Source organism: Bradyrhizobium shewense, assembly GCF_900094605.1.
Taxonomy (GTDB): Bacteria; Pseudomonadota; Alphaproteobacteria; order Rhizobiales; family Xanthobacteraceae; genus Bradyrhizobium; species Bradyrhizobium shewense.
On sequence record NZ_FMAI01000011.1, the window covers coordinates 94,987 to 115,235 of the forward strand.

The following is a 20,249-nucleotide window of genomic DNA, read 5'->3' on the forward strand; positions in this document are numbered from 1 at the left end:
GTTGCGGACGACCGCGAGCGGAAGAGGGGCGTTCCCGGCCGTCCTTGTGATGGCGCTCGGCGCTTTCGTTGCCGTCCGCGAAGGTCATGCGCACGGAGCGGTGTCCATGGAGGCTGACCAATGCAAGCTGAAAGTGGACAGCTACTTCATGCATTTTACTGGCTATCAGCCGCAGAGCTCGAGAGCCGAATTTTGTGAGGACATACCGGAGGTCGGGCGAACGATCATTGTTCTCGATTTCGTCGACGAGTCCCTTCGAGACATCCCGGTAAGCGTGAACCTGGCTAGAGATGACGGCGTACAAAGGATGGAAATGACAGACACATCATCCAGCATCCTCTACATTCCACCAAGGAAGTATCCGAACGGAACGATAAAGATCGAGGTCAATTTCGAGAAAGCCGGCAGATACGTCGGCGTAGTGGCGATCGAGGGGCGTGGGCAAAGCGTGGCAAACTTCCCATTCGATGTGGGGCGAAGCTGGAGTCTGATACGTCTTCTGGCGTGGTGCCTGGTCATAGTGTCAGGCGCCGTGGGAACGTTTCTGTGGGCACGGCGGCGATACTCGATCGGGCGGGAGCTATCCTCGGCGAACCACAGGCAGAGGCGAGTTGATTCGATGAAAAGGTTCGTGCTCGTCCTGATGGCCGTGCTGATCGGAATGCCAAGCGCGGTACTCGCTCATGCGCATCTCATTCGATCGACGCCGCAAGATGGCAGCGAAATTTCAGCTCCGATCGACCCGATCGTCCTGTACTTCACTGAAGCGCTCGAACAGCGGCTCATCAATGTCGCCCTTTCTCGCGATAATAAATCCGTGTCAGGGCTTTCGCAGCCCGTGCTAAGCGGCAACGGGCGAATCGTGAATGTTTCGTTACCTCATCTATTTGCTGGGCTCTATACCGTCAGTTGGAGCGTTGTCTCGATTGATGGGCATCGCACGGAAGGCAAATTTAAATTTCTCTACCGAGAACCTTGATGGAAACGGTCCTCTCACTTGCGCGAGGGACTGCCTTCGCCTCCACGGCAGCTTTCGCCGGACTCTGCTGGGGGTTGGCACTGTGGCGCGAGGGTCTTGAAAGCGGCACTCGGTCGCGCTTCACGACGATAGCTTCCATCGCTGCGTCCGTAGGACTCGTCCTCGATCTCTTGTATTTAACGGCTCGGATCGGCGCCGTCCTTGGCAAGCCGGTCTTAGCTGTCAGCTCCAGCGACATGCTCTTCATTATTTTTGACACGCGGTTCGGGAGAGCTCAGGTCGCGGCGCTTGGGTTTTTGCTAGTCGGATTTGCGAGCTTGCGACCTCTTCATAAGCCAAGTCTTGCCGCGAGTTTCAGCGGGCTATCGTTGCTGGTGGGATTGTTCTCGAGTCACTCGGCGGCCAGCGGCACTATAGCAGACCTCGCGATCAATATGATCCATGTTGCTGTGGCGGCCCTCTGGTTCGGAGGACTGTCAACCCTCGTCGTCGCGATGGCTCGCCAGGCAGCGGAGAGGCCCGAAAGTAAATCTAGGCTCCTGAGCGGCTTTTCGACGGTCGCGCTGCCGCTCATATTGCTCGTGGTCGCAACCGGAGTAGCTCTAGCAATCGAAAACGTGGGGACTTGGCCGGGTTTGGTGGCGACCGAATATGGCTGGCTCCTGACGGGAAAGTTCGCCTGCATCGGCACGGTCCTGATCTGCGCGGCGTTTATCAGACAGAGGCTATTGCCCTTGCTAAAGACCGAAGGGGCAACTCAGCCACTCGCGATGGTCTTGAAGATCGAGCTAGCCTTCGCATTTCTGGTCACGCTACTTGCAGGCTGCCTGTCTCAGGCCATTCCATCGAGGCACGTCGAGATAGTCTGGCCGCTTTCGTTCCGTCTGGATCCAGTCGTCGCTTGGGGGACCGTACCGGGAAGTAACGTTCTGGCCATTGGCGGCTGCATTGCTCTGTTAGTTGGGAGTATTGCCGCATTTGAGCTCGGCCGTATGGGAAGATGGCGGTGGGCGACTCTCGCCGCTGTTGCTGGACTTGGCATCGCAGGGGCTGTCGCACTGCCCGGGTTGTCAGTTCCCGCGTATCCTTCGACCTACTCAAAGGTTCCGGTGCCGTATGACGCCCAAGCGATTGCCCAGGGGCGGGACGTATTCGCTGCTAATTGCGTAGCTTGCCACGGCCTGAGGGGTAGGGGAGACGGCCCGTTGGCAAAAGATTTGAAGCCGCCGCCCGCCGATCTCACTGCTCCGCACACGAGAGACCATACGATGGGAGACATGTACTGGTGGGTGAGCCATGGCTTCCCATCCTCGGCGATGCCGGGCTTTGCCGAAAGTCTGTCGGAGTTGGACAGGTGGCGAGTGGTCGAGTACGTGATGGCTCTATCGCTTGGCTATGAAGCAAGAGTTCTTGGTCCCGAAATATCGGCGGGGCAGCCGTGGCTTCACGCGATCGACTTTCCGACGTGCCGCGGCGTTGAGCCGAGAGAGAAGTTGAAAGATAGGAGCGATGGGCGCTCAAAACTTGTGTTGATCTTCCGAGATGGCATCCGAACGCAGCGCCTAGATCAGTTGACGCAACACGCGCGCGCCATCGAGCAAGCAGGCGGAATGATCGTCGCGGTGATGCCGTCTCCCTCCGAGGAGTTCCCATCTCCAAGGGAGTCAGGAAATCCCTGCATCGTGTTCGACATAGACCATCGCATTGCCGCTGCGTGGAATCTCTATCGGCGCACAATGGCGAACCCCGGCTTCGATGACAACGATTCGCCTCCAGCGATAATCGAGTTTCTTATCGACAGATTCGGATACGTGCGCGCACGCTGGCGTTCGGACGAGACGGAGAGATTAGCATCGCATTCGCAACTGGTCGACGCATTTACGCAGCTCCAAGCTGAACCGGAGATCAACAAGAGAGGCGTTCATGACCATTAGCGTCCGGGCCGCGCGCCCTCACTGCTGTCTGGCTCCCGCTGATCGCACTCGCGATCAATGCTCTCGCCGAGCGCAGTCCCCACACGAGTTTCAATCGATCATTTGTCGCGGCGACAGGTCTAGTGCCAGCAAGATCGCAGGCCGGGACGAGCCATGATCATAGTAGCGAGCAGATTCTGCGTCGACAAGCAGGCGGTAGCTCTTTTGGGGCACTCGGATGGAGGATCAGTGTCAGAAGAAGAGTATCTCACCTCGCCGTCCCGTATCAGCCCCCGAGTGATCGTCGTTAGCGCTGCCGGCATTCAGCGGAATGATCTTGATCCAGACCAGTTGGAAGCGGCAATTGCGGGAAACGTTCGCTGACCACCTTTCCCGCGAACATAAAGTGGTAAGCGCTAAAACGCGGATTACAGAGGAGGCCATGATGCCTTGGAAACCCACGATGTTGAAGGCGACTGCAAGGGCATTGCTGTCGCCGATTGCCGGTGTTGCCGTCCTGGCTTTTTTTTACAGTACCACCTTCAGCCATGAGTTGGAGGTCGGAACACTACTGATCCAGCACCCTTGGGTGGCTGCAAAGGATACGACCAATACCGCGACGACGGCTTATGTGATCGAAATTCAGAACAGGGGCACAGGGCCCGATCGGTTGCTCGGGGCGTCGCTTTCGGGCGAGAAGGGGATCTTGCAGGAAGCCGATGCAGGCGCACGGCCAGCCCATGAGCATGGCTTTCAAATAGAACCTGGTGGTTTCGTTCGTCTTCAACCCGGTGGCGCGCGGATTCTGTTTGAAGGACTTCACGGCGCACTAAAGGAAGGAGAGATGGTCAAAGGGACGTTGGAATTCGAAAAGGCGGGCACCATAGAAATCGAATTCACGATCGAGCCGGCAGGCTTGGCTGAAGAGGATGATACGCCAATCCATCATCACACTCACCACTAAAAGAGGAGAAGGGCGAAGCATGAAGCTCAATCGGATGAGCCCGATGGCGCTGGAGCTGAGCTGGCCGCTACGTTGCGGGCGCATGTGGGCGCGCACCTGCCGGACTACATGGTTGGCGGCGTTTGTGCGGCTGGCAGTGCTGCCCTTGACGGTGAATGGCAAGCTGGATCGCAAGGCGCTGCCGGCGCCGGACGATGAGGGTATGCGCATCGCGCTTACGCGCCGCCGCAGGGCGAGATCGAGACGGCGCTGGCACAGATCTGGGCCGCTGCGTCCTTGCACCAAGCCAGCATGGCGTTGCTCGGTGCCATGGTCGGACACGATCATTCCTGGCTTGCGGCGTCGCTCGACGATCGCCGTGAGTTCGCGGGCCATGCGCCGCCCCGAGATCGACGTGTCCGGGATGGCGCCCAGGCATTCCTTGGTGACGTCGTCGACGATGTTGAGGATGCGGAAGCGTCGGCCATTGGCGAACTGGTCGTGGACGAAGTCCAGCGACCAGCGGGCATTTGGCTTGGCCTCGACCAGGATCGGGGGCCCGGGTCCCCACGGCTTTGCGCGAGCACGCCGCTTGCGGACGGTGAGCCCTTCCTCGCGATAAAGCCGGTAGATCCGGTTGATCCCCGATGGCTCGCCCTCCCGCCGCAGCAGGACGAACAGGCGGCGATAGCCGAAACGCCGCCGCTCGTTGGCGAGATCGCGCAATCGGCCACGCAGAATTGCGTCCGGCGGGCGGCTGGAGCGATAGCGGATCATCTTCCGATCCGCACCCACGATCGAGCAGGCCCGCCGTTCCGACAGGCTCATGACGGCCTGCAGATGCGCGATCGCAGCGCGCTTGGCGGCGGGCCCTACCATTTTTTTGAAAGGAGCTCGCGAAGTGCGGCCGCATCGAGCATCTGCTCGGCCAGAAGCTTCTTCAGCTTCCCGTTCTCCTCCTCCAGGGCCTTCAACCGCTTCGCCTCGGAAACGTCCATGCCGCCAAATTTGGCCTTCCAATTGTAGATCGTCGCCTCGGAGATCCCGTGTTTGCGAGCCAGATCGGCCTCTTCGCCCCGGCCTCATGCTCCTCCAGCACCGCCATAATCTGCTTCTGTATTCGGTCTGCTTCTGTCAATCCCTTAAGAGCGCTGCCGCGGGTACCTTGCTTCTGTTCGTGGTCGGCAAAGCCGCCACACGATGGGATTCGGTTGAATGGTCGGTTCAAGCTCTTCGGCGTAGTCACCCGACCTGGAGGGCGGACGCCACGACAGATCATACGAACTCGACCATCCCCACGCCCCGCGACGGGCGTCTCTTGGGATGGCGATGGCGTCCTTACGCCACCGCCGTCCATCGGAATTCGGTTCCATCAACCCACATTCGGTGAAGGACGACAGCCATCTTTCTGGCCAGCGCGACCTTCGCACGCTTGCTTCCTTGCCGGTGGGCAACACGCACCGCCCAGGCCTTCATCGAAGACCATCGCGTTAATGGCCTGAGAACGACGTTGGCAGCTTCGAACAGGGCTGTGCGCGTCTCTCCATCTCCGACTTTTGTGATCCGTCCCACCCGATCAACCTCGCCAGATTGGTATCGCCGGGGCGTTAACCCGAGAAGGCGCCGACGGATTGAGAATGCAGGAATCGCCTCGGATCGTCCACAGTGGAGCGGAAGGTCAACGCAGAGACCGGGCCGATCCCCGGCATCGTCATCAAGAGCCGACAAGCCGGGTCACTGCGCACGGCCTTTAGGACCAGACGATGCAGTCGGGCGTACTCCTGCATCAGCGCTTCGCGTCCGGCAAGCAGCGGATTTCATGATCGCCTCCAGTAAGGCGTCATCGCTGACCAACTCACGAACTCGCGTCGGGAACAGAGTCCGCGAGACGATTCCGACTTTGAGACCGAGCGGACGCAGAAGTCCGCGGATGACTTGCTTCTGCGGCAGCGATGGAGCGGATGATATGCTTGCGAGCCGCGGCCAGCGTCCGCGCCCTTTGGCTGCCGATGCTCTTGACGTGAACAGGCTTGAACCATCCCGTTCTCACCACCTGCGCGATCCCACGGGCGTCATTCCGATCAGTCTTCACCGGCATGGCCGAAAGTGCCGCCTTAACCTGGCGGGCTTCCAAACTGACGGCCGGCAGCCCCAGTTCGTAGATTTGCGGTCATCCATTCTGACATCGGTCCTGCCTCAAGGCCCACCCGTTCAACTTGACCAGCCCATGGTTCAAGGTACTGCACAATCGATGGCGCGTCCGCCAACGTGGTTCCCTCCCGGATAAGCTTTCCGGTCTCGTCCACCGCACATACCGCAACGGAATTCAGCGAAACATCGAGGCCGACGTAGATCATGGCTTTTCTCCTTTCCGGATGGAGTTGGTCCATGATCGTCAGCCAAAACGTGCCGCGCGGCAAATCGGTCAGGCGATCCGGACCGAATACCCCATGTCTTCCGTGGACCGTGCTCGTTTCATCTGTCCGTCCTTCTTCGGGCCGGACTTTAACTCCTTCTGGAGGAAATACTCAGTGGCAGGTCAGGTCAGGTACGGCTGGTCCGATATGCCGACGATCTTCCGCGACAGAAGTCGCTTTCGTCCGACTGGTAAGCTCGAGGTCTTTCAACGTTCCCCTGTATGAGCGTAAAGCTCCGCTCGCCCCAGGGCTCACGAACTGCCTATGCGTAAGATTGGATCGAATATCGTAGAGCTGGTTGGTGTGTGGAAAGGTGGTAGCCCTCTCCCGCTACCAACGTTCCCCCCGACATAGCCATGTTCGGAAACAGGGATTGCCGCAGAGCGCGGCGAGGCGACCCTTTATGTCGATCCGCACCCTCCGGTCATCTTCGACGTTGGCTTTGGTCCCGGCTCCGCCAGGTCGGCTCGGGCTGGCGTGTACGACGATTGCCGTCACCAGCTCGCGGATCGTCGCGAACTCGCTCGGAGTGCCGCGTTTCATTTCGACGGCTAGTTCCACAACGGCGCGCTTGTAGCGGTCGAGCGCCTTGGGGTGCAGGGCGATGACGTTGTCGCTTTCTTTGGCGCTTTCAAGCCCCGCTATGACCTTGGCCTTCTCGGCCTCAAGCTCCTGCAGCCGGGCAACGAACTGTTCTGGCGGCATGCCCGTGATGACGATGCAATCAACGATCCGTTTCATCTCGCGCGCGATCTCGCCGAGCCGCCGGTGAAACCAGCGCTGGCCGCCCTGGTCTTTCGGCCTGGTGTCCCAAGCGATCGACAGCGCCTGGATGCTGCCGTCCGGAAACTCGATCAGATATTGCTGCAGCGGGTCGAGGCCAAAGGTGTACTTGATCTCGAACGTCGCAGGCTTGCCGTCTGGACCGTCTGTCTCGACAAGAAATTTGCGATCGCGACGGGAGAAGCGCGAGCGCATGCCGGCGTATTCAAACACCGCGTCGTTGAAGTCGCCACGAACGGATTGGTCGGTCGCATGATCCATCGCGTGCCGATGCTGCGAGGTCCGCCAGAGCTTTGTCTCCGTCGCATGGCAGCCGCTGCACGCTTCGCTGCCGACAAAGGTCAGTTCGGCGGTTTGTTGTGGTTTGGCCGGGACGTTCGAAACTCTGGGCCAGAGTAGTACGCCCGCGACCAGAACGAGCAGCGAACCGCCCAGCAGCACAGCGGCCTTCAGCCTGGTGACCGAGGACGCTTGCGCGGGATGCGCAGGTTCAGACGTGCGCGCCTTCGTGCCGGCCTTTTCGCGCTTGCGGTTCTTTCGCGCCCCTTCTGCCACGTCTGCTCACCGGAGGCATAACATCAAAAGCGTCGTAGCCATGACCGGGTCATCGAAGGGCCTTCACCCTTGCTGCCATGTCGGGAAAGCGGCTGACCCGATAGGTCGCGTTGCCGCACCTGAGAACCCAGACGTCATGATCCGGCTTCGAGCGCTTTGTGTCCTTGCTGGCGCCGAGCGGTTTGTCACAGGCAAAGCCTTGCATGCGTATCTGGGCCGCGAGCATGCCCGGAGGCGTTTCGCCGGCGGTTTGCGCGAGCGACACGGAAAACCCAACGGGCAGAACGCCAAAAGCTAGAGCTGAGATCAGGACGAAACGAACTTTCACGACGCCTCCACCTGTGCCACTGGCAGACACCAAAACCAGACGGACTAAGCAGGTGGGGCGCACGCCCTACCTTGCGACTCATGGTTCTACGTCGGCACCGATCCTATTTGGCGTCGCGCGCGAGGCGCACGCCGTCCATCAGCTTCTTCTCGTCCTCCGCCGTCAGCTTCGGCGGATCGAGCGCGACCGTCACCTTGTTGACCTTGCCGGTGAAGGCGAAGGGCACCTGGTAGTCGCGATCGTCCAGCGGCGTGCCGGAATCCTCGCCGATGTCGAAGGTCTCGTCGATCGGCAGAATGATGGGGACGGTGCGCTCCATCTTCTTCGTCGCCACGGCCTTGCCATCGACCGTCAGGGTTCCGGTGCCGCTCTGGCCGATGCCGCTGACGCTGTTGAAAGCGAGCGTGGCGAAGCCCAGCCCGTCGTATTTGAAGTCGAACTTCAGGGTATGTTTTCCGGGAGCGAGCGCTTCGCCGCCTTCCCAGCGCACCATGCCGATCCCCAGCACGTTCCACAGGAACACCGGCTTGCCTTTGAGCAGGTACAGCCCGTAGCCGCCATACCGTCCGCCGTAGGTGACGACGACGCCCTCACCACCTCCCTGCGGCACGTCGACATCGGCCGTGATGGTGTAGGACGTGTTGAGCAAGCTTGGCGCCACACTTTCAGCCAGATGCGCCACCGGCATCGTATAGGTGAACTCCCTGCGTCCCGCCGTGACCGAGGGGCGCGGAGAGGCGAGGCGCGTGGCCGCCGAGGCGTCGAGCGGCAGCACCTGATACTTGGCGAACTCGCCGAACATCAGGTCGCGCATCTCCTGCACCTTGGTAGCGTTGGCCGCAGCCAGATCGTTCATCTGCGTCCAGTCGTTCTTCACATCATAGAGCTCGAACTTGAACGCAGAGGCAGGATTCGGAACCGCGTTGCCTGCCAGATCCCACGGCGCGCGCTGCGGAATTGCGCTGAGCATCCAGCCGTCGTTGTAAATCCCCTGCACGCCCATCATCTCGAAATACTGCGTGCGGTGCGGGGACGGTGCGTCGGCCTTGGCCTTGTCGAAGGTATAGGCGAGGCTGACGCCCTCGATCGGCTTCTGCGCGATGCCGTCGATCGTCACCGGCGCCGGAATGCCCGTGGCCTCCAGCAGGGTCGGCACGATGTCGATCACGTGGTGGAACTGGTGACGGATGCCGCCCTTGTCGGCGATGCGCGCCGGTCAGGAGATCGCCATGCCGTTGCGGGTCCCGCCGAAGAAGGAGGGGATCTGTTTCGTCCATTTGAACGGCGTGTCGAAGCACCAGGCCCAGCCGACGGAATAATGCGGATAGGTTTTGTCGGTGCCCCAGGCATCATAGAACGGCATCTGCTGCGAGACCGGCAGCGTCACGCCGTTGAACGGGACGAGTTCGAACGGGGTGCCGTTGACAGTGCCTTCGGCGGATGCGCCGTTGTCGCCGCTAATGAAGATGATCAGCGTATTGTCGAGCTTGCCCATGTCCTGAACCGCCTGCACGACGCGGCCGATCTCATGGTCGGTATAGGCGAGATAGGCGGCGTAGACCTCAGTCTGGCGGATGAAGAGCTTCTTCTCCTCGTCGCTCAGCTTGTCCCAGCTCTTCAGCAGATCGTCGGGCCAGGGCGTGAGCTTGGCGTCCTGCGGGATGACACCGAGACGCTTCTGATTGGCGAAAATCTGATCACGCACCGCGTTCCACCCCTTGTCGAACAGGTGCATGTCGCTGATCTTCTTCACCCATTCCGGCGTCGGATGGTGCGGTGCATGGGTGCCGCCGGGCGCGTAGTAAAGCAGGAACGGCATCGCTGGATCGATGGCGTTGAGATGGTCGAGCCAGCCGACTGCCTCGTCGGCCATGCCGGTGATCAGGTTCCACTGGGGTGTCCCGCGATAGGGCTCAATGCGTGTCGTGTTGCGGAATAGCAGCGGCTGCCACTGGGTGGTGTCGCCGCCGATGAAGCCGTAGAAATACTCAAAACCCATGCCGCCCGGCCATTGATCGAACGGGCCCACTTGGCTCGCCTGATACGTCGGCGTGTTGTGATTCTTGCCGAACCACGATGTGCGGTAGCCGTTCTCCAGCAGGATGCGCCCGATGGTGCCAGTATCCTTGGTGATGATGCTGTCGTAGCCGGGAAAGCCCGTCGCCTGTTCCGAGATCACGCCGAAGCCGGCAGAATGGTGATTGCGCCCGGTGATCAGCGCCGCACGCGTCGGCGAGCACAGCGATGTGGTGTGAAAGTTGGTGTAGCGCAGGCCGTTGGCCGCGATGCGGTCGAGGGTCGGCGTCGGAATGACGCCTCCGAAGGTGGACGGCGCCCCGAATCCGACGTCATCGGTGAGGATCAGGAGCACGTTGGGCGCGCCCTTCGGGGGCACCACGCGCATCGGCCACGCCGGCTTGGATCGCAGGGCGTCGAGGCCGATCTCGCCACGGAAAGACTGGGGCGGGGGAGGCAGAGTGCGGCCGTCGATGGTGGTGGTCGCGTTCGGCGAGCCGGGGGTGCCAGTGATCTGCTGCGCGTGACCATTCCGGGGTATCAACGGCAACAGCAAGAGAGCAGCGAGTAGAAAGCGTGAAGTGGCTCGGCGTTGCAAGTTCGAGACGATCATCATTGGCAATCTCCCGAAAACCAATTGATCCTAACTGACCGGAAAACTGAAAACTTATCGCCCGTCGGCATTGCGTAGCCACCTTGGGGCAGTCTGCGTCTCGATCTCGCTAAAGACGGTTCGCGCGCGAGCGGTGCTTTGACGGGCTCGTGCTAGTCCTTGTGTTTGCTCTGCAGATACCGGAGCTATGACAAGGCGGGGATCAGCGAAACAAATATCTTGCGAGTATCCATTAAAACAATACTCCCCTGCACCGCAGCCACTCTACTTGAGATGGCATTTGGCCGTCGAGTGTTGATCCAAATCAAAGGTGACGGCATCTCCGGCGAAGGCAAATGGGTTAACTCCATTGCCCTATCGCCGCAGCCCAGTCTGCCTGGCGAGTGCATCGTGTCACATGGCTTGCTCGAGAGGGGAGAAAGTTCTGACGACTCGAGTTGCTAGTCACGAACGGCAGCATCCGTTGCGTTCGCCAGCACCCCGTGATTCAAACTCTCAAAATTGGGGGCTCGAATCATGCGCTACGAACTCACCGATTATGAATGGACCGCCATCAAGCCGATGCTGCCGAACAAGCCACGTGGCGTTCCACGGGTTAACGACCGCCGCGTCCTCAACGGCATTTTCTGGGTCTTGCGATCCGGAGCACCCTGGCGTGATTTACCCGAGGCGTTTGGTCCGTACACGACGTGCTACAGCCGCTTCGTTCGCTGGCGGCGGGCTGGTGTCTGGGGCCGCATCATAGACACACTTGCCTCGGCTCATGATGCCGCTGTCCAGATGATCGACACCTCCATCGTCCGCGTGCATCAGCATGGAGCGTGCATCACAAGGAATCAGCATCAGTCGATGGGAAGGTCGCGCGGCGGTTTGACCAGCAAAATTCATGCGTTGGTCGATAGCAATGGTCTGATGGTACGGCTGGAGCTGAGCCCCGGTGAGGCCCACGACGTCCGGCTTGCCAGAAAACTGCTGTCTCGTCTGAAATCCGGGTCAATGCTACTTGCCGACCGCGGCTATGACGCCGACTGGATCGGAGAGCTTGCAATGAAGAAGGGCGCGTGGGCGAACATCCCGCCGAAGAGCAATCGCAGCGATCCGATCTGCTTCAGCCCATATCTCTAGCGCTCCCGTAACCGGGTCGAGCGGTTCTTCAACAGGATCAAACAATGTCGTCGGGTTGCAACGCGCTACGACAGGCTTGCCGCCAACTACCTCGCCTTCGTTCAACTTGCGTCAAGCCGGTGCCCGGCCGGAAGCTGCCATCCGCGCCGAAGACGGGCCCCACCTTTGTCGCGATCACCAGATTCGAGGGATAAGGATGACCGCCGGTTCAACCTCTATCGGACGCTCAAGACCGACGCTGCCCTGGTGGCATCCCTGAGTGATCGCCGGCTTGTCATGCCGGTGATGACGATCGGTGGTCGCCACAGCGTCGGCGACAAGCTCGCCCAGCAAGTCGCGCCGCGCTGCGACGGGCGTGGCGCCGCAAGTGTGCCCTTGGAGAATGTAGGGCTTCGCAATCAGGCGCTTGAGTGCTCAGACGCCGATTGGCTTAGCATGCCATCCGCCCGCAGCCGCTCGACGCAGGCCCGCTCGATCGGCTTCTCGGAGATCGTTTTCGGAATCTCGGTCAAGACCTGGATGAGCTCGGGAATGTCGCGCTTCTGCAATACCAACCTGCAATATGTGAGCAGCGCGGCTTCGCTGAAATCAGGCGTGCGCGGGACAACCGCTGCGACCAGGGTCCTCTCGCCCGCAACATTTCGTGGTGTCGCGACGCCGTAGACGAAGACGTCGGAGAGGAGGCCCGATTTGATCAGAGCGGCTTCGACCAGCGCCGTGTTAATGAAGTCGCCGTCGCGCCGAACGCCTCCGCCGATCCGATAGTGGAAGAAGAACCAGCCGTCTTCGTCAGCGTGGACGACGTCGCCGGTGCGGAACCAACCTTCCATGACCTTGGCGTCGCTTGCCTCCGGGTTTCTGAAATACGTGGTCTTGATCGGTACGCCATCCCGGCGCCGGAAGCGCAGCTCGCCGGGCTGCATGGGCGGGCAGCGCTGTCCGTCGTCATCGAATACCGCGGCTTCGAGCTCGGGCGGGGGCTTGCCCAGGCTGCCGATCGGTCCGCATCCCGGCGGGTTGGTAAGGGCGCCGCCGCCTTCGGTCGAGCCGTAGATTTCGCAGATCTGCACGCCATAGCGCCGTTCGTACTCCTTCCAGAGCTCGGGCGGCATGCCGGCGCTGATGATGAGGCGAACCGGATTGTCGGAATCGTCGGGCGCTTCCGGGATGCTGTAGATCTCCGGGATCATGCCGCCGAGAATGTTGAACATGGTGCAGCCGAATCTCCGGCAGATCGACCAGAGATGGCGCTTGCTGAACTTGCGGCTGATGACGACCGGCAAGCCTGCCGTCAGGCCGATGCGCAGCGTACCCTGGGCATTGATGTGCGTTAGTGACAGGCCGGTGTAGAGCACGTCATCGGCATCGAGCTCGATCCCGTGCATGCCGCGCGCCCGGCTCATATAGGCGCCGTGCGAGATGACCACGGCCTTGGGATTGCCTGTCGTCCCCGAGGTGAACATCAGCATCATGGGATCGGCCGGCGAAACGTCGATGCGATCGCTGGATCCGCCTTCCTTCAAGACATCCCGGTAGCTCAGGTTCATCCGTGCGACCGAGGGAGGCCAGGCGCCATTCTCCGTGAGGATCACGGCCCAGGAGAGGGCATTACCGTCCAGGCCCGCAATGGCGGCCGCACAGTCTGCCGAGCAGATCACTCCGCGGCACTCGGCATGCGACAGCATGAAGCTCAGCTTCTCGCCGATCGTTCTGGGATCGATCGGCACGAAGACTGCTCCCAGCATTGCGGCGGCCAGCATTGCTTCGACGAATTCCGGATGATTGGCCATCATCAGGGCGAAGGTTTCGCCGCGCCGAAGGCCAAGCGCGGCGAGGCGCCGCGCGAGCGCAGCGCCGTTTCGTTCCAGCTGTGCGTAGGAGCGCTCCTCGGTCCGATAAATGCCGTCAGACGTCACGTCCACGAATGTCAGGGCCGTCTTGTCAGGCGCCTTCAGAGCTTGGGCTGCCACGAGGTCGGCGACAGTATCGAGCGGAGGAGCGGTGTCCACGGGTCTCACCCCCCAAAGCCATAGTAGCTCCGGACCACCGGTTCGCGGAGCTTGCCCGGCTCGAAGATTTCGATGACGACGCCATCGGGGGCGCCGAGCATGAAATAGCCGCCGCCTCCTCCGAGGCGGCGGATGGGATTGGGAATATGCAGGCCGGCGACCTTCATACGGTCGTACAGCTCGTCGATACCGACGACCTGCATGCCGAGATGGTGGACGGCATTCTTGCCCTCGCCGCGCGGAAGCTGGTCGTAGAGATGCAGCGCGCCAATGCCGACCTTGATGAAGACGTTACGGGCGCCGGCGACGTCGCCGTCCCACATCACCTCGGCATCGAACCATGTCCTGTAGAAGTCGATGGTGGCATCGACATTGGATGCGAACAGGTGCACATGCTGCAGGTGATAGCGCTGCTTGGTGCCATAAGGATACTGCCACTCGTTCTCGGGTGTCGTCATTGTCGTCCTCGGATGTTGAAGTCGGATATCGGGTTAGCGCTTCACGAGCGGGCAGGTGCTCTCGGCCAGCGGAATGGTGACGTCCTGGGCTGGGATCGTGCGGAGGATCTTGTAGAGGTCCCACTCGCCCTTGGAGTCCTTGGGGGCTTTCACCTCTGCCAGGTACATGTCGCGGACGACGCGGCCGTCCTCGCGGATCGTGGCGCCATGCGTGAAGGCGCTCTCGATCGGAGTGGCGCGCATCTTCTCGATCACCTTGTTGGCGTCGTCCGAGCCGGCTGCCTCGATCGCCTGCAGATAGTGACGGACGGCCTCGTAGACGCCGATCTGCATGAAGGTGGGCCGCTGTCCCTTGCGTCGTGCCGCGAATTTCTCCGACCAGGCGCGGGTCTGTGTGTTGAGATCCCAGTAGAAGGGCGTCGTGAGGAATGTGCCTTGTGTCGCCTGAAGGCCGAGCGAGTGGACGTCAGTGAGCAGCAGAAGCATCGCCGCCATCTTCTGCCCACCGGCGGTGAGGCCGAACTCTTCGGCCTGCTTGATGGTTGCGACCGTGTCTCCGGCGGCGTTTGCGAGACCGACGATGTTGGCTTTGGATGCCTGCGCCTGAAGCAGGAAGGAGGCGAAATCGGTGGTCCCTTGCGGGTGCGCCGAGGCTCCCAGCACCTTGCCGCCATTGGCCTGCACGACTGCGCTGGCATCCTTCTGAAGCTGATGGCCAAAGGCGTAGTCGGCCGTCACGAAGTACCAGATCTTTCCGCCACCTTCGACCACGGTCTTGGCCGTTCCGCGCGCAAGGGCATAGGTGTCGAAGGTCCAGGCGACGCTGGTCGGCGAGCAGAACTGGTTGGTGAGCGCCGTCGTTCCGGGCGACGAGAACAGCATGACGCGCGAGCGCGTCCGGGCGACTTCCTGCACCGCGAGCGCGACGGCGGAGTTTGGCACGTCGGCGATGGCGTCCACGCCGTCCTGCTCGAACCATTTGCGCGCGATGTTGGCGGCCACGTCAGGCTTGAGCTGATGGTCCGCGAAGACGATCTGGACAGGTTTGCCGGCGACGCGGTTGCCGAATTCTTCCGCGGCCAGTTGCGCTGCGACGACCGAGCCTTCGCCGGTGGCATCGGAGACGATGCCGGACATGTCGGTCAGCACGCCGATCTTCACGATGTCGCCGGTGATCTGTGCTCGTGCTGGCGCGCTTGCGCCGATCGCCAGTCCCGCGACCAGCATCCCGAATAGCAGCCTCATCCCGCGTTTCCCCCATCATCGGTGCGTGACGCGGGGTCTGTGTCAGAGCCGGTTCGGACTGGCAAACGAGGTTTTCGCGGTGTCCCTTGAGTGAAACTCAACTCAATCGTTTGCACGCTTTCGCGAGGATGTCCTGGCCGCCGCCTTGTCGGCGCCCTGTTGCTTGCTGGCATTGCAGAGCCACGTGGCAAAGGCCGCGACCGCCGGATCGTCCGCCATGCGTTGCTCATATTCGAGCACGAAGTGGCGCCGTGTCGGCCGGACCACGGGATGCGCTCTGACGAGATTGAGTTGCGCAAGGTCCGGAGCGAGCAGGCTCTCGATGGCGATGGCGGCGCCGAGCCCGGCCGCAGCGGCCTCGATCGCGAGCCCCAGATTTTCAAAGCTGCTTCCGCCGCGGATCGGCACCTTGGTGAGCTGCGCATGGTCGAGCCAGCGCCGCCAATCGTCTGGCCGCGGCCTGTTGTGCAGCAGCGGAACGGACGCGAAATCCAGCGCGCCATCCTTCAGCAGAGCTGGCGAGCAGACCGGCACGGTGGCGATCGGCAGCAGAGGCCGGGTGACGAGGCCGGCTCTCGGCTCTCCGTCCGAGACGGCAATGACGGCATCGTAGCGGCTGGCAAGAAGATCAACCGGGTTGGCGCTGGTGTGCAGATCGATCTCCAGCTCGGGATGTGCCGCCTTGAGCCCCGGCCATATCGGCAGGAGAAAACGCGACAGGAAGAATCCGTAGACGCCGACGGATAGCCGTCTGAACTGCCGCAGGTGCAGGCCTTCAGCGGCATCCGCAATGCGATCGAGGGCCTCGCGGGTGGAATCGGCGAACGCCTTGCCGGCCGAGGTCAGGACCAGGCCGCGCGATCCCCGCAGGAACAGCGCGGTGCCCATGCGCACCTCGAGCGCGCGGACGTGCCTGCTGACTGCGCCGACCGTCACGTTCAACTCGTCGGCCGCTCGCGTGATCGACAGGTGTCGTGCGGCCGCTTCGAATGCCCGCACGGCATGGAGTGGAGGAAGTCGTCGTGAAGCCATGATGGTGCGCCCCGCGGGATGACCGGGCCTTGAGTTTCGCTCAAGGCGCCCGCCCAAGAAGTCGTTTGCGTGGAGCGCTGTCAAGTCATACCCGAACACTGGCCCGGGGTCCGCCCCGCCCAAGATGCGTCCGTCCGGAGAGGAAGCTCATGACCGTTCATGCCGGTTTGGCCCGTCGCGAAGCGTCGTCCCGACGCTCGATGGCGTTAGCGCCCACCTGCCGTGGGCTGAACTACTTTGCGATCGACCGGAGCATTCGGGATCTGCTTCCCCTCTACATGGACGCGCCGTTGCTGGCGCATCTGGAGCCGCATCTTGCCGAGCTCGGCGCGCTCGCCGGCGGCAGGCTTCACGACCTTTCAGATCAAGCCGAGCGCCATCAGCCCGTCCTGCATTCCCGCGACTTCTACGGCCACGACGAGGAGTGGGTCGAATATCACCCGGCCTATCGCGAGATGGAGCAGATCGCTTTCGGACAATTCGGCATGCACGCGATGTGCAACCGCGGCGGCGTGCTCGGCTGGCCCTCGGCCATGCCGCCGCTCGCGAAATACGTGTTTCACTACCTGTTCGCGCAGGCCGAATTCGGCCTGCTGTGTCCGGTGAATCTCACCGACAGCTCCTCCGAGCTGGTTCGGCGCTTCGGTAGCGGCGAGCTTCATGAACGATATCTTTCGCGGATGTGGAGCCAGGATCCGGCCACGCTGCTCAAATGCGCGCAGTTCATGACCGAGAAGGCGGGCGGCTCCGATGTCGGTGCGGCCGAACTGACCGCCGTGCGCGATGGCGCGCATTGGAGGCTCTATGGTGAAAAATGGTTCTGCTCCAACGCCGATGCGGAGCTTGCCGTGTTGCTGGCACGGCCGGAGGGCGCAGTCGGCGGCGGGCGCGGCCTCGGCCTGTTCCTGATGCCGAAGACGCTGCCGGATGGCAGCCGCAACGCCTATCGGATCATGCGGCTCAAGGACAAGCTCGGCAGCCGTACGATGGCCAGCGGCGAGATCGTGTTCGATGGTGCCGTCGCCTATCAGCTCGGTGAGCTCGATCAGGGCTTGAAGCATATGCTGGTGATGGTGAATTCCAGCCGTGTCTCGCATCTGGCACGTGCCGCCGGGATGATGCGCCGCTGCCTCAACGAGGCGCTCCAGGCCTCCCGTCATCGCAATGCCTTCGGTCGTGCGGTGGTCGATCATCCCTTGATGCGCCGGCAGCTCGTCAAGCTGATGGTGCCGACCGAGCAGGCGCTGTCCGCGCTGCTCTATTCGGCAACCGCACCGGAGAAGGTGCTGCGGCTGCTGACGCCGATCGTCAAATACCGGGCCTGCCGCGACAATGTCACGGTGGCGACCGGTGCGATGGAGGCGCGCGGCGGCAACGGCTATATCGAGGACTGGCCGAACGCGCGGCTGGTGCGCGATGCCCATCTCGGCCTGATCTGGGAGGGCACCAGCAACATCAACGCGCTTGATGCCGTGCAGCGCGCCGTTGGAAAAGTCGGCGCGCACGCCGCCCTGCGCGACGATCTCGCGTCTCGGCTCGCCGAAATGCAGGGTGTTCCCGGCCAATTTCGTACGCGGCTTGAGGGCGCCATCAATAGCGCCATGCGCTTCGCGGAAGAGGTCGCGGCACGCCCAGAGAATGAGCGCTTCTGCCGTGCCGCTGCCGGCAAGCTCTATCATGCCGTCACCGCCGCGCTGTTCATCCAGGAGGGCTTGCGTCTGGGCGCATCCGGCGGCGACGCCCGCCGCCTGCTGCTTGCGCGATTCGTGCTGGAGCACCGCGTGCAAGAGCCGAACACGTTGAACCTGGAGAGCCGGCGCTGGGAGGACGAGGCCATCGACTTGCTGCTGGGCGAGGCGCCGGTGCCGCTGTCGCGCGCGGCCGAGCTGCTGGTGAGGTAATCGCGATGGATCAGTCGGCACCACGCGAACTCGCCCATTTACTCGCAAGCCTGCGCCGCCAAGGACGCCAGCAGAGCGGCCTCGACCTGCGTCTCGTGCCGCCGGACAAGCCGACCGCCTACCGCGTCGCGCGCATGGTCGAGGAGGAGCTCGGCTGGACCGTCGCGGGCTGGAAGATTGCGGCCATGAAGGAAGGGTTGCAGCGCGAGCTGCGCACGGACTCGCCGATCTATGGTCGGGTCTACGCGCCGCTCATCAAGCAAGCACCCGTCACGGTCGAGTATGCACGCCAGTGCAGTCCCATTCCCGAAGTCGAGTACCAGGCGCTGCTCGGCGCCGATCTTCCGCCGCGTGAAGCTCCCTACAGCATCGAAGAAGTCAAGGAAGCCGTCGTTTCGCTGCATCCGGGCGTGGAGCTGGCCGAGTGTCGCTTCGTCCATGACGCCGCGTTTCCTCCGCTGCCCGCCATCCTTGCGGACGGAGCCGGCAGCGGGACGATTGCATACGGTCCGCCGATCGAGAACTGGCGGGAGCGCGACATTGCCGGCCAGGAGGTCGTGCTGACCTGCAACGGGACACTGAGGCGGAAAGGCAGTGCCGCCATCGCGCTCGACCATCCGATCGTGCCGGTGACATGGCTCGCCAACGAACTCTCGCGGACCGGCATCGGCCTGAAGGCGGGGCAGATGATCAGCACCGGCACGGTGACGGGAATGTTGAGACCGAAGGCCGGAGAGACGTTCGTCGCGGATTTCGGACCTTTCGGCAGCGTGACGGTGACATACGCGTGATCTGATCGAACGGACATTTTCCCAGAATAATAAGTCGGACGTGCTGCGCGACGATATCGCCAGACCCAACCGGCAAGGAGCTGAAAAACGGCATGGCGTCAGCCTTGCGGGGAGGGGAGCAGCCTATGAAGTTCATCGGTCTTTGCCGCAAATTACTTCTTGGGTCGGCCATCGCGTTGTCCATGCCCGCGATGGCGTGGGCGGAATTTCCCGAGCGACCGATCAAATTCGTCGTGCCCTTTGCAGCCGGCGGGCCGACGGACGCATTGGCGCGGTCTCTGGCCGAGGGTGTCAGGGTCAAGCTTGGCCAACCCGTCATCGTCGAAAACCGTGCCGGCGCCGGCGCCAACGTCGGAGCCGACTTCGTCGCGAACTCGCCGGCCGACGGTTACACCCTCCTGTTCGGGACGTCGGGCCCTCTCGCCATCAATGTGAGCCTGTACGCGAAGCTCAGCTACGATCCGATCAAGAGCTTCGATCCGGTCATCATGATCGGAAAAATGCCCAACGTGCTTTCGGTGCATCCCTCTGTGCCGGCGCAGAATGTGCAGGAGTTGATCGCGTATGCGAAGGCGAATGCGGGAAAACTGAGCTTCTCCTCGTCCGGCAATGGCGCATCCACTCACCTCGCCGGCGTCATGTTCAATGCCATTGCCGGCACCGACATCCTGCATGTGCCGTACCGTGGCGGCGCGCCAGCGATCAACGATCTGATCGGCGGCCAGGTTCAGATGAGCTTTGCCGACATCTTTGTCTCCGCACCTCACATCAAGGCCGGACTCCTTCGCGCGCTCGGCGTCACGACGATCGAGCGGACGCCGGTTCTGCCCGATGTGCCGACCTTCGACGAGCAGGGCCTGAAAGGTTTCGACGTCAGCGTGTTCTTCGGCGTCGTCGCGCCGAAGGGCGTGCCTGAGCCGATCATCGCGAAGCTCAACGCGGCGTTCGTCGCCGCCATGAACGACAGCTCGATCAAGCCGATCCTTGATGCGCAGGGAATCATCCCGGCGCCGTCGAGCAGTCCCGCCTATCTGGGGACGTTCATGGCGCAGGAAATTCCCAAATGGCGGGACGTCATCAACTCGATCGCGCTGCGAATTGATTGAGGCGGGAGAAGCCATCGGCAGTCGTGGTCCGCCAG

At 62.1% G+C, this 20,249-nt stretch carries 12 protein-coding genes and 4 pseudogenes; 7 read left to right on the plus strand and 9 right to left on the minus strand.

Going from position 1 to position 20,249, the window contains the following annotated elements; translation table 11 throughout:
* The first annotated feature begins 1 nt into the window (after nt 1).
* From GA0061098_RS21560 to GA0061098_RS21570, 3 genes are all read left to right on the plus strand, one after another.
* Complete coding sequence (locus GA0061098_RS21560; protein ID WP_165637511.1) at nt 2–979, plus strand: copper resistance CopC family protein; 978 nt, start codon at nt 2–4, stop codon at nt 977–979.
* The gene (locus GA0061098_RS21565) at nt 979–2,913 is read left to right on the plus strand and encodes a CopD family protein (protein WP_091960633.1); all 1,935 of its coding nucleotides are present in this window, start codon (nt 979–981) and stop codon (nt 2,911–2,913) included. The genes GA0061098_RS21560 and GA0061098_RS21565 overlap by 1 nt, the downstream gene beginning before the upstream one ends.
* 316 nt (nt 2,914–3,229) lie before the next feature.
* The gene (locus GA0061098_RS21570) at nt 3,230–3,856 is read left to right on the plus strand and encodes a copper chaperone PCu(A)C (protein WP_165637512.1); all 627 of its coding nucleotides are present in this window, start codon (nt 3,230–3,232) and stop codon (nt 3,854–3,856) included.
* A 300-nt stretch (nt 3,857–4,156) separates the two neighbouring features.
* Here GA0061098_RS21570 and GA0061098_RS21575 read toward each other — a convergent pair.
* From GA0061098_RS21575 to GA0061098_RS21595, 5 genes and pseudogenes are all read right to left on the minus strand, one after another.
* Nucleotides 4,157–4,940 (minus strand): annotated as a pseudogene (locus GA0061098_RS21575) (IS3 family transposase); the annotation flags it as partial.
* A 233-nt stretch (nt 4,941–5,173) separates the two neighbouring features.
* Nucleotides 5,174–6,225 (minus strand): annotated as a pseudogene (locus tag GA0061098_RS21580) (IS110 family RNA-guided transposase).
* A gap of 357 nt (nt 6,226–6,582) precedes the next feature.
* The gene (locus GA0061098_RS47445; RefSeq protein ID WP_208610666.1) at nt 6,583–7,590 is read right to left on the minus strand and encodes a hypothetical protein; all 1,008 of its coding nucleotides are present in this window, start codon (nt 7,588–7,590) and stop codon (nt 6,583–6,585) included.
* Between the two features lie 49 nt (nt 7,591–7,639).
* Complete coding sequence (locus tag GA0061098_RS21590; protein WP_129590909.1) at nt 7,640–7,918, minus strand: hypothetical protein; 279 nt, start codon at nt 7,916–7,918, stop codon at nt 7,640–7,642.
* A gap of 103 nt (nt 7,919–8,021) precedes the next feature.
* A pseudogene (locus GA0061098_RS21595) lies at nt 8,022–10,550 on the minus strand (arylsulfatase).
* 513 nt (nt 10,551–11,063) lie between these two features.
* Here GA0061098_RS21595 and GA0061098_RS21600 point away from each other — a divergent pair.
* Nucleotides 11,064–11,792, plus strand: a pseudogene (locus GA0061098_RS21600) (IS5 family transposase); the annotation flags it as partial.
* A gap of 278 nt (nt 11,793–12,070) precedes the next feature.
* On the opposite strand, the gene GA0061098_RS21605 reads toward GA0061098_RS21600, so the two are convergent.
* The 4 genes from GA0061098_RS21605 to GA0061098_RS21620 all read right to left on the minus strand — a co-directional run bounded on the left by GA0061098_RS21605 (nt 12,071) and on the right by GA0061098_RS21620 (nt 16,416).
* Entirely contained in the window at nt 12,071–13,681 is a 1,611-nt protein-coding gene (locus GA0061098_RS21605; protein ID WP_165637513.1) for an AMP-binding protein, read from the minus strand.
* 5 nt (nt 13,682–13,686) lie between these two features.
* On the minus strand, nt 13,687–14,139 hold the full coding sequence (locus tag GA0061098_RS21610) for a VOC family protein (protein ID WP_091960650.1): 453 nt from the start codon (nt 14,137–14,139) through the stop codon (nt 13,687–13,689).
* Between the two features lie 33 nt (nt 14,140–14,172).
* On the minus strand, nt 14,173–15,384 hold the full coding sequence (locus GA0061098_RS21615; RefSeq protein ID WP_091960654.1) for an ABC transporter substrate-binding protein: 1,212 nt from the start codon (nt 15,382–15,384) through the stop codon (nt 14,173–14,175).
* A 102-nt stretch (nt 15,385–15,486) separates the two neighbouring features.
* The gene (locus GA0061098_RS21620; RefSeq protein ID WP_091960657.1) at nt 15,487–16,416 is read right to left on the minus strand and encodes a LysR substrate-binding domain-containing protein; all 930 of its coding nucleotides are present in this window, start codon (nt 16,414–16,416) and stop codon (nt 15,487–15,489) included.
* Nucleotides 16,417–16,616: 200 nt separating this feature from the next.
* Between GA0061098_RS21620 and GA0061098_RS21625 the strand changes: the two genes are divergently transcribed.
* From GA0061098_RS21625 to GA0061098_RS21635, 3 genes are all read left to right on the plus strand, one after another.
* Nucleotides 16,617–18,317 (plus strand): acyl-CoA dehydrogenase family protein, encoded by a 1,701-nt coding sequence (locus GA0061098_RS21625; RefSeq protein WP_091960662.1) that lies wholly within the window; start codon nt 16,617–16,619, stop codon nt 18,315–18,317.
* A 5-nt stretch (nt 18,318–18,322) separates the two neighbouring features.
* Entirely contained in the window at nt 18,323–19,108 is a 786-nt protein-coding gene (locus GA0061098_RS21630) for a 2-keto-4-pentenoate hydratase (RefSeq protein WP_091960666.1), read from the plus strand.
* A 125-nt stretch (nt 19,109–19,233) separates the two neighbouring features.
* The gene (locus GA0061098_RS21635; RefSeq protein ID WP_091960669.1) at nt 19,234–20,214 is read left to right on the plus strand and encodes a Bug family tripartite tricarboxylate transporter substrate binding protein; all 981 of its coding nucleotides are present in this window, start codon (nt 19,234–19,236) and stop codon (nt 20,212–20,214) included.
* Nucleotides 20,215–20,249: the final 35 nt, after the last annotated feature.

What these genes read in the sequence shown, in the direction of transcription:
- GA0061098_RS21565 (WP_091960633.1), top strand. Translation starts at nt 979, where the DNA reads ATGGAAACGGTCCTCTCACTTGCGCGAGGGACTGCCTTCGCCTCCACG.
- GA0061098_RS21610 (WP_091960650.1), bottom strand. Translation starts at nt 14,139, where the DNA reads ATGACGACACCCGAGAACGAGTGGCAGTATCCTTATGGCACCAAGCAG.
- GA0061098_RS21615 (WP_091960654.1), bottom strand. Translation starts at nt 15,384, where the DNA reads ATGAGGCTGCTATTCGGGATGCTGGTCGCGGGACTGGCGATCGGCGCA.
- GA0061098_RS21620 (WP_091960657.1), bottom strand. Translation starts at nt 16,416, where the DNA reads ATGGCTTCACGACGACTTCCTCCACTCCATGCCGTGCGGGCATTCGAA.
- GA0061098_RS21625 (WP_091960662.1), top strand. Translation starts at nt 16,617, where the DNA reads ATGGCGTTAGCGCCCACCTGCCGTGGGCTGAACTACTTTGCGATCGAC.
- GA0061098_RS21630 (WP_091960666.1), top strand. Translation starts at nt 18,323, where the DNA reads ATGGATCAGTCGGCACCACGCGAACTCGCCCATTTACTCGCAAGCCTG.
- GA0061098_RS21635 (WP_091960669.1), top strand. Translation starts at nt 19,234, where the DNA reads ATGAAGTTCATCGGTCTTTGCCGCAAATTACTTCTTGGGTCGGCCATC.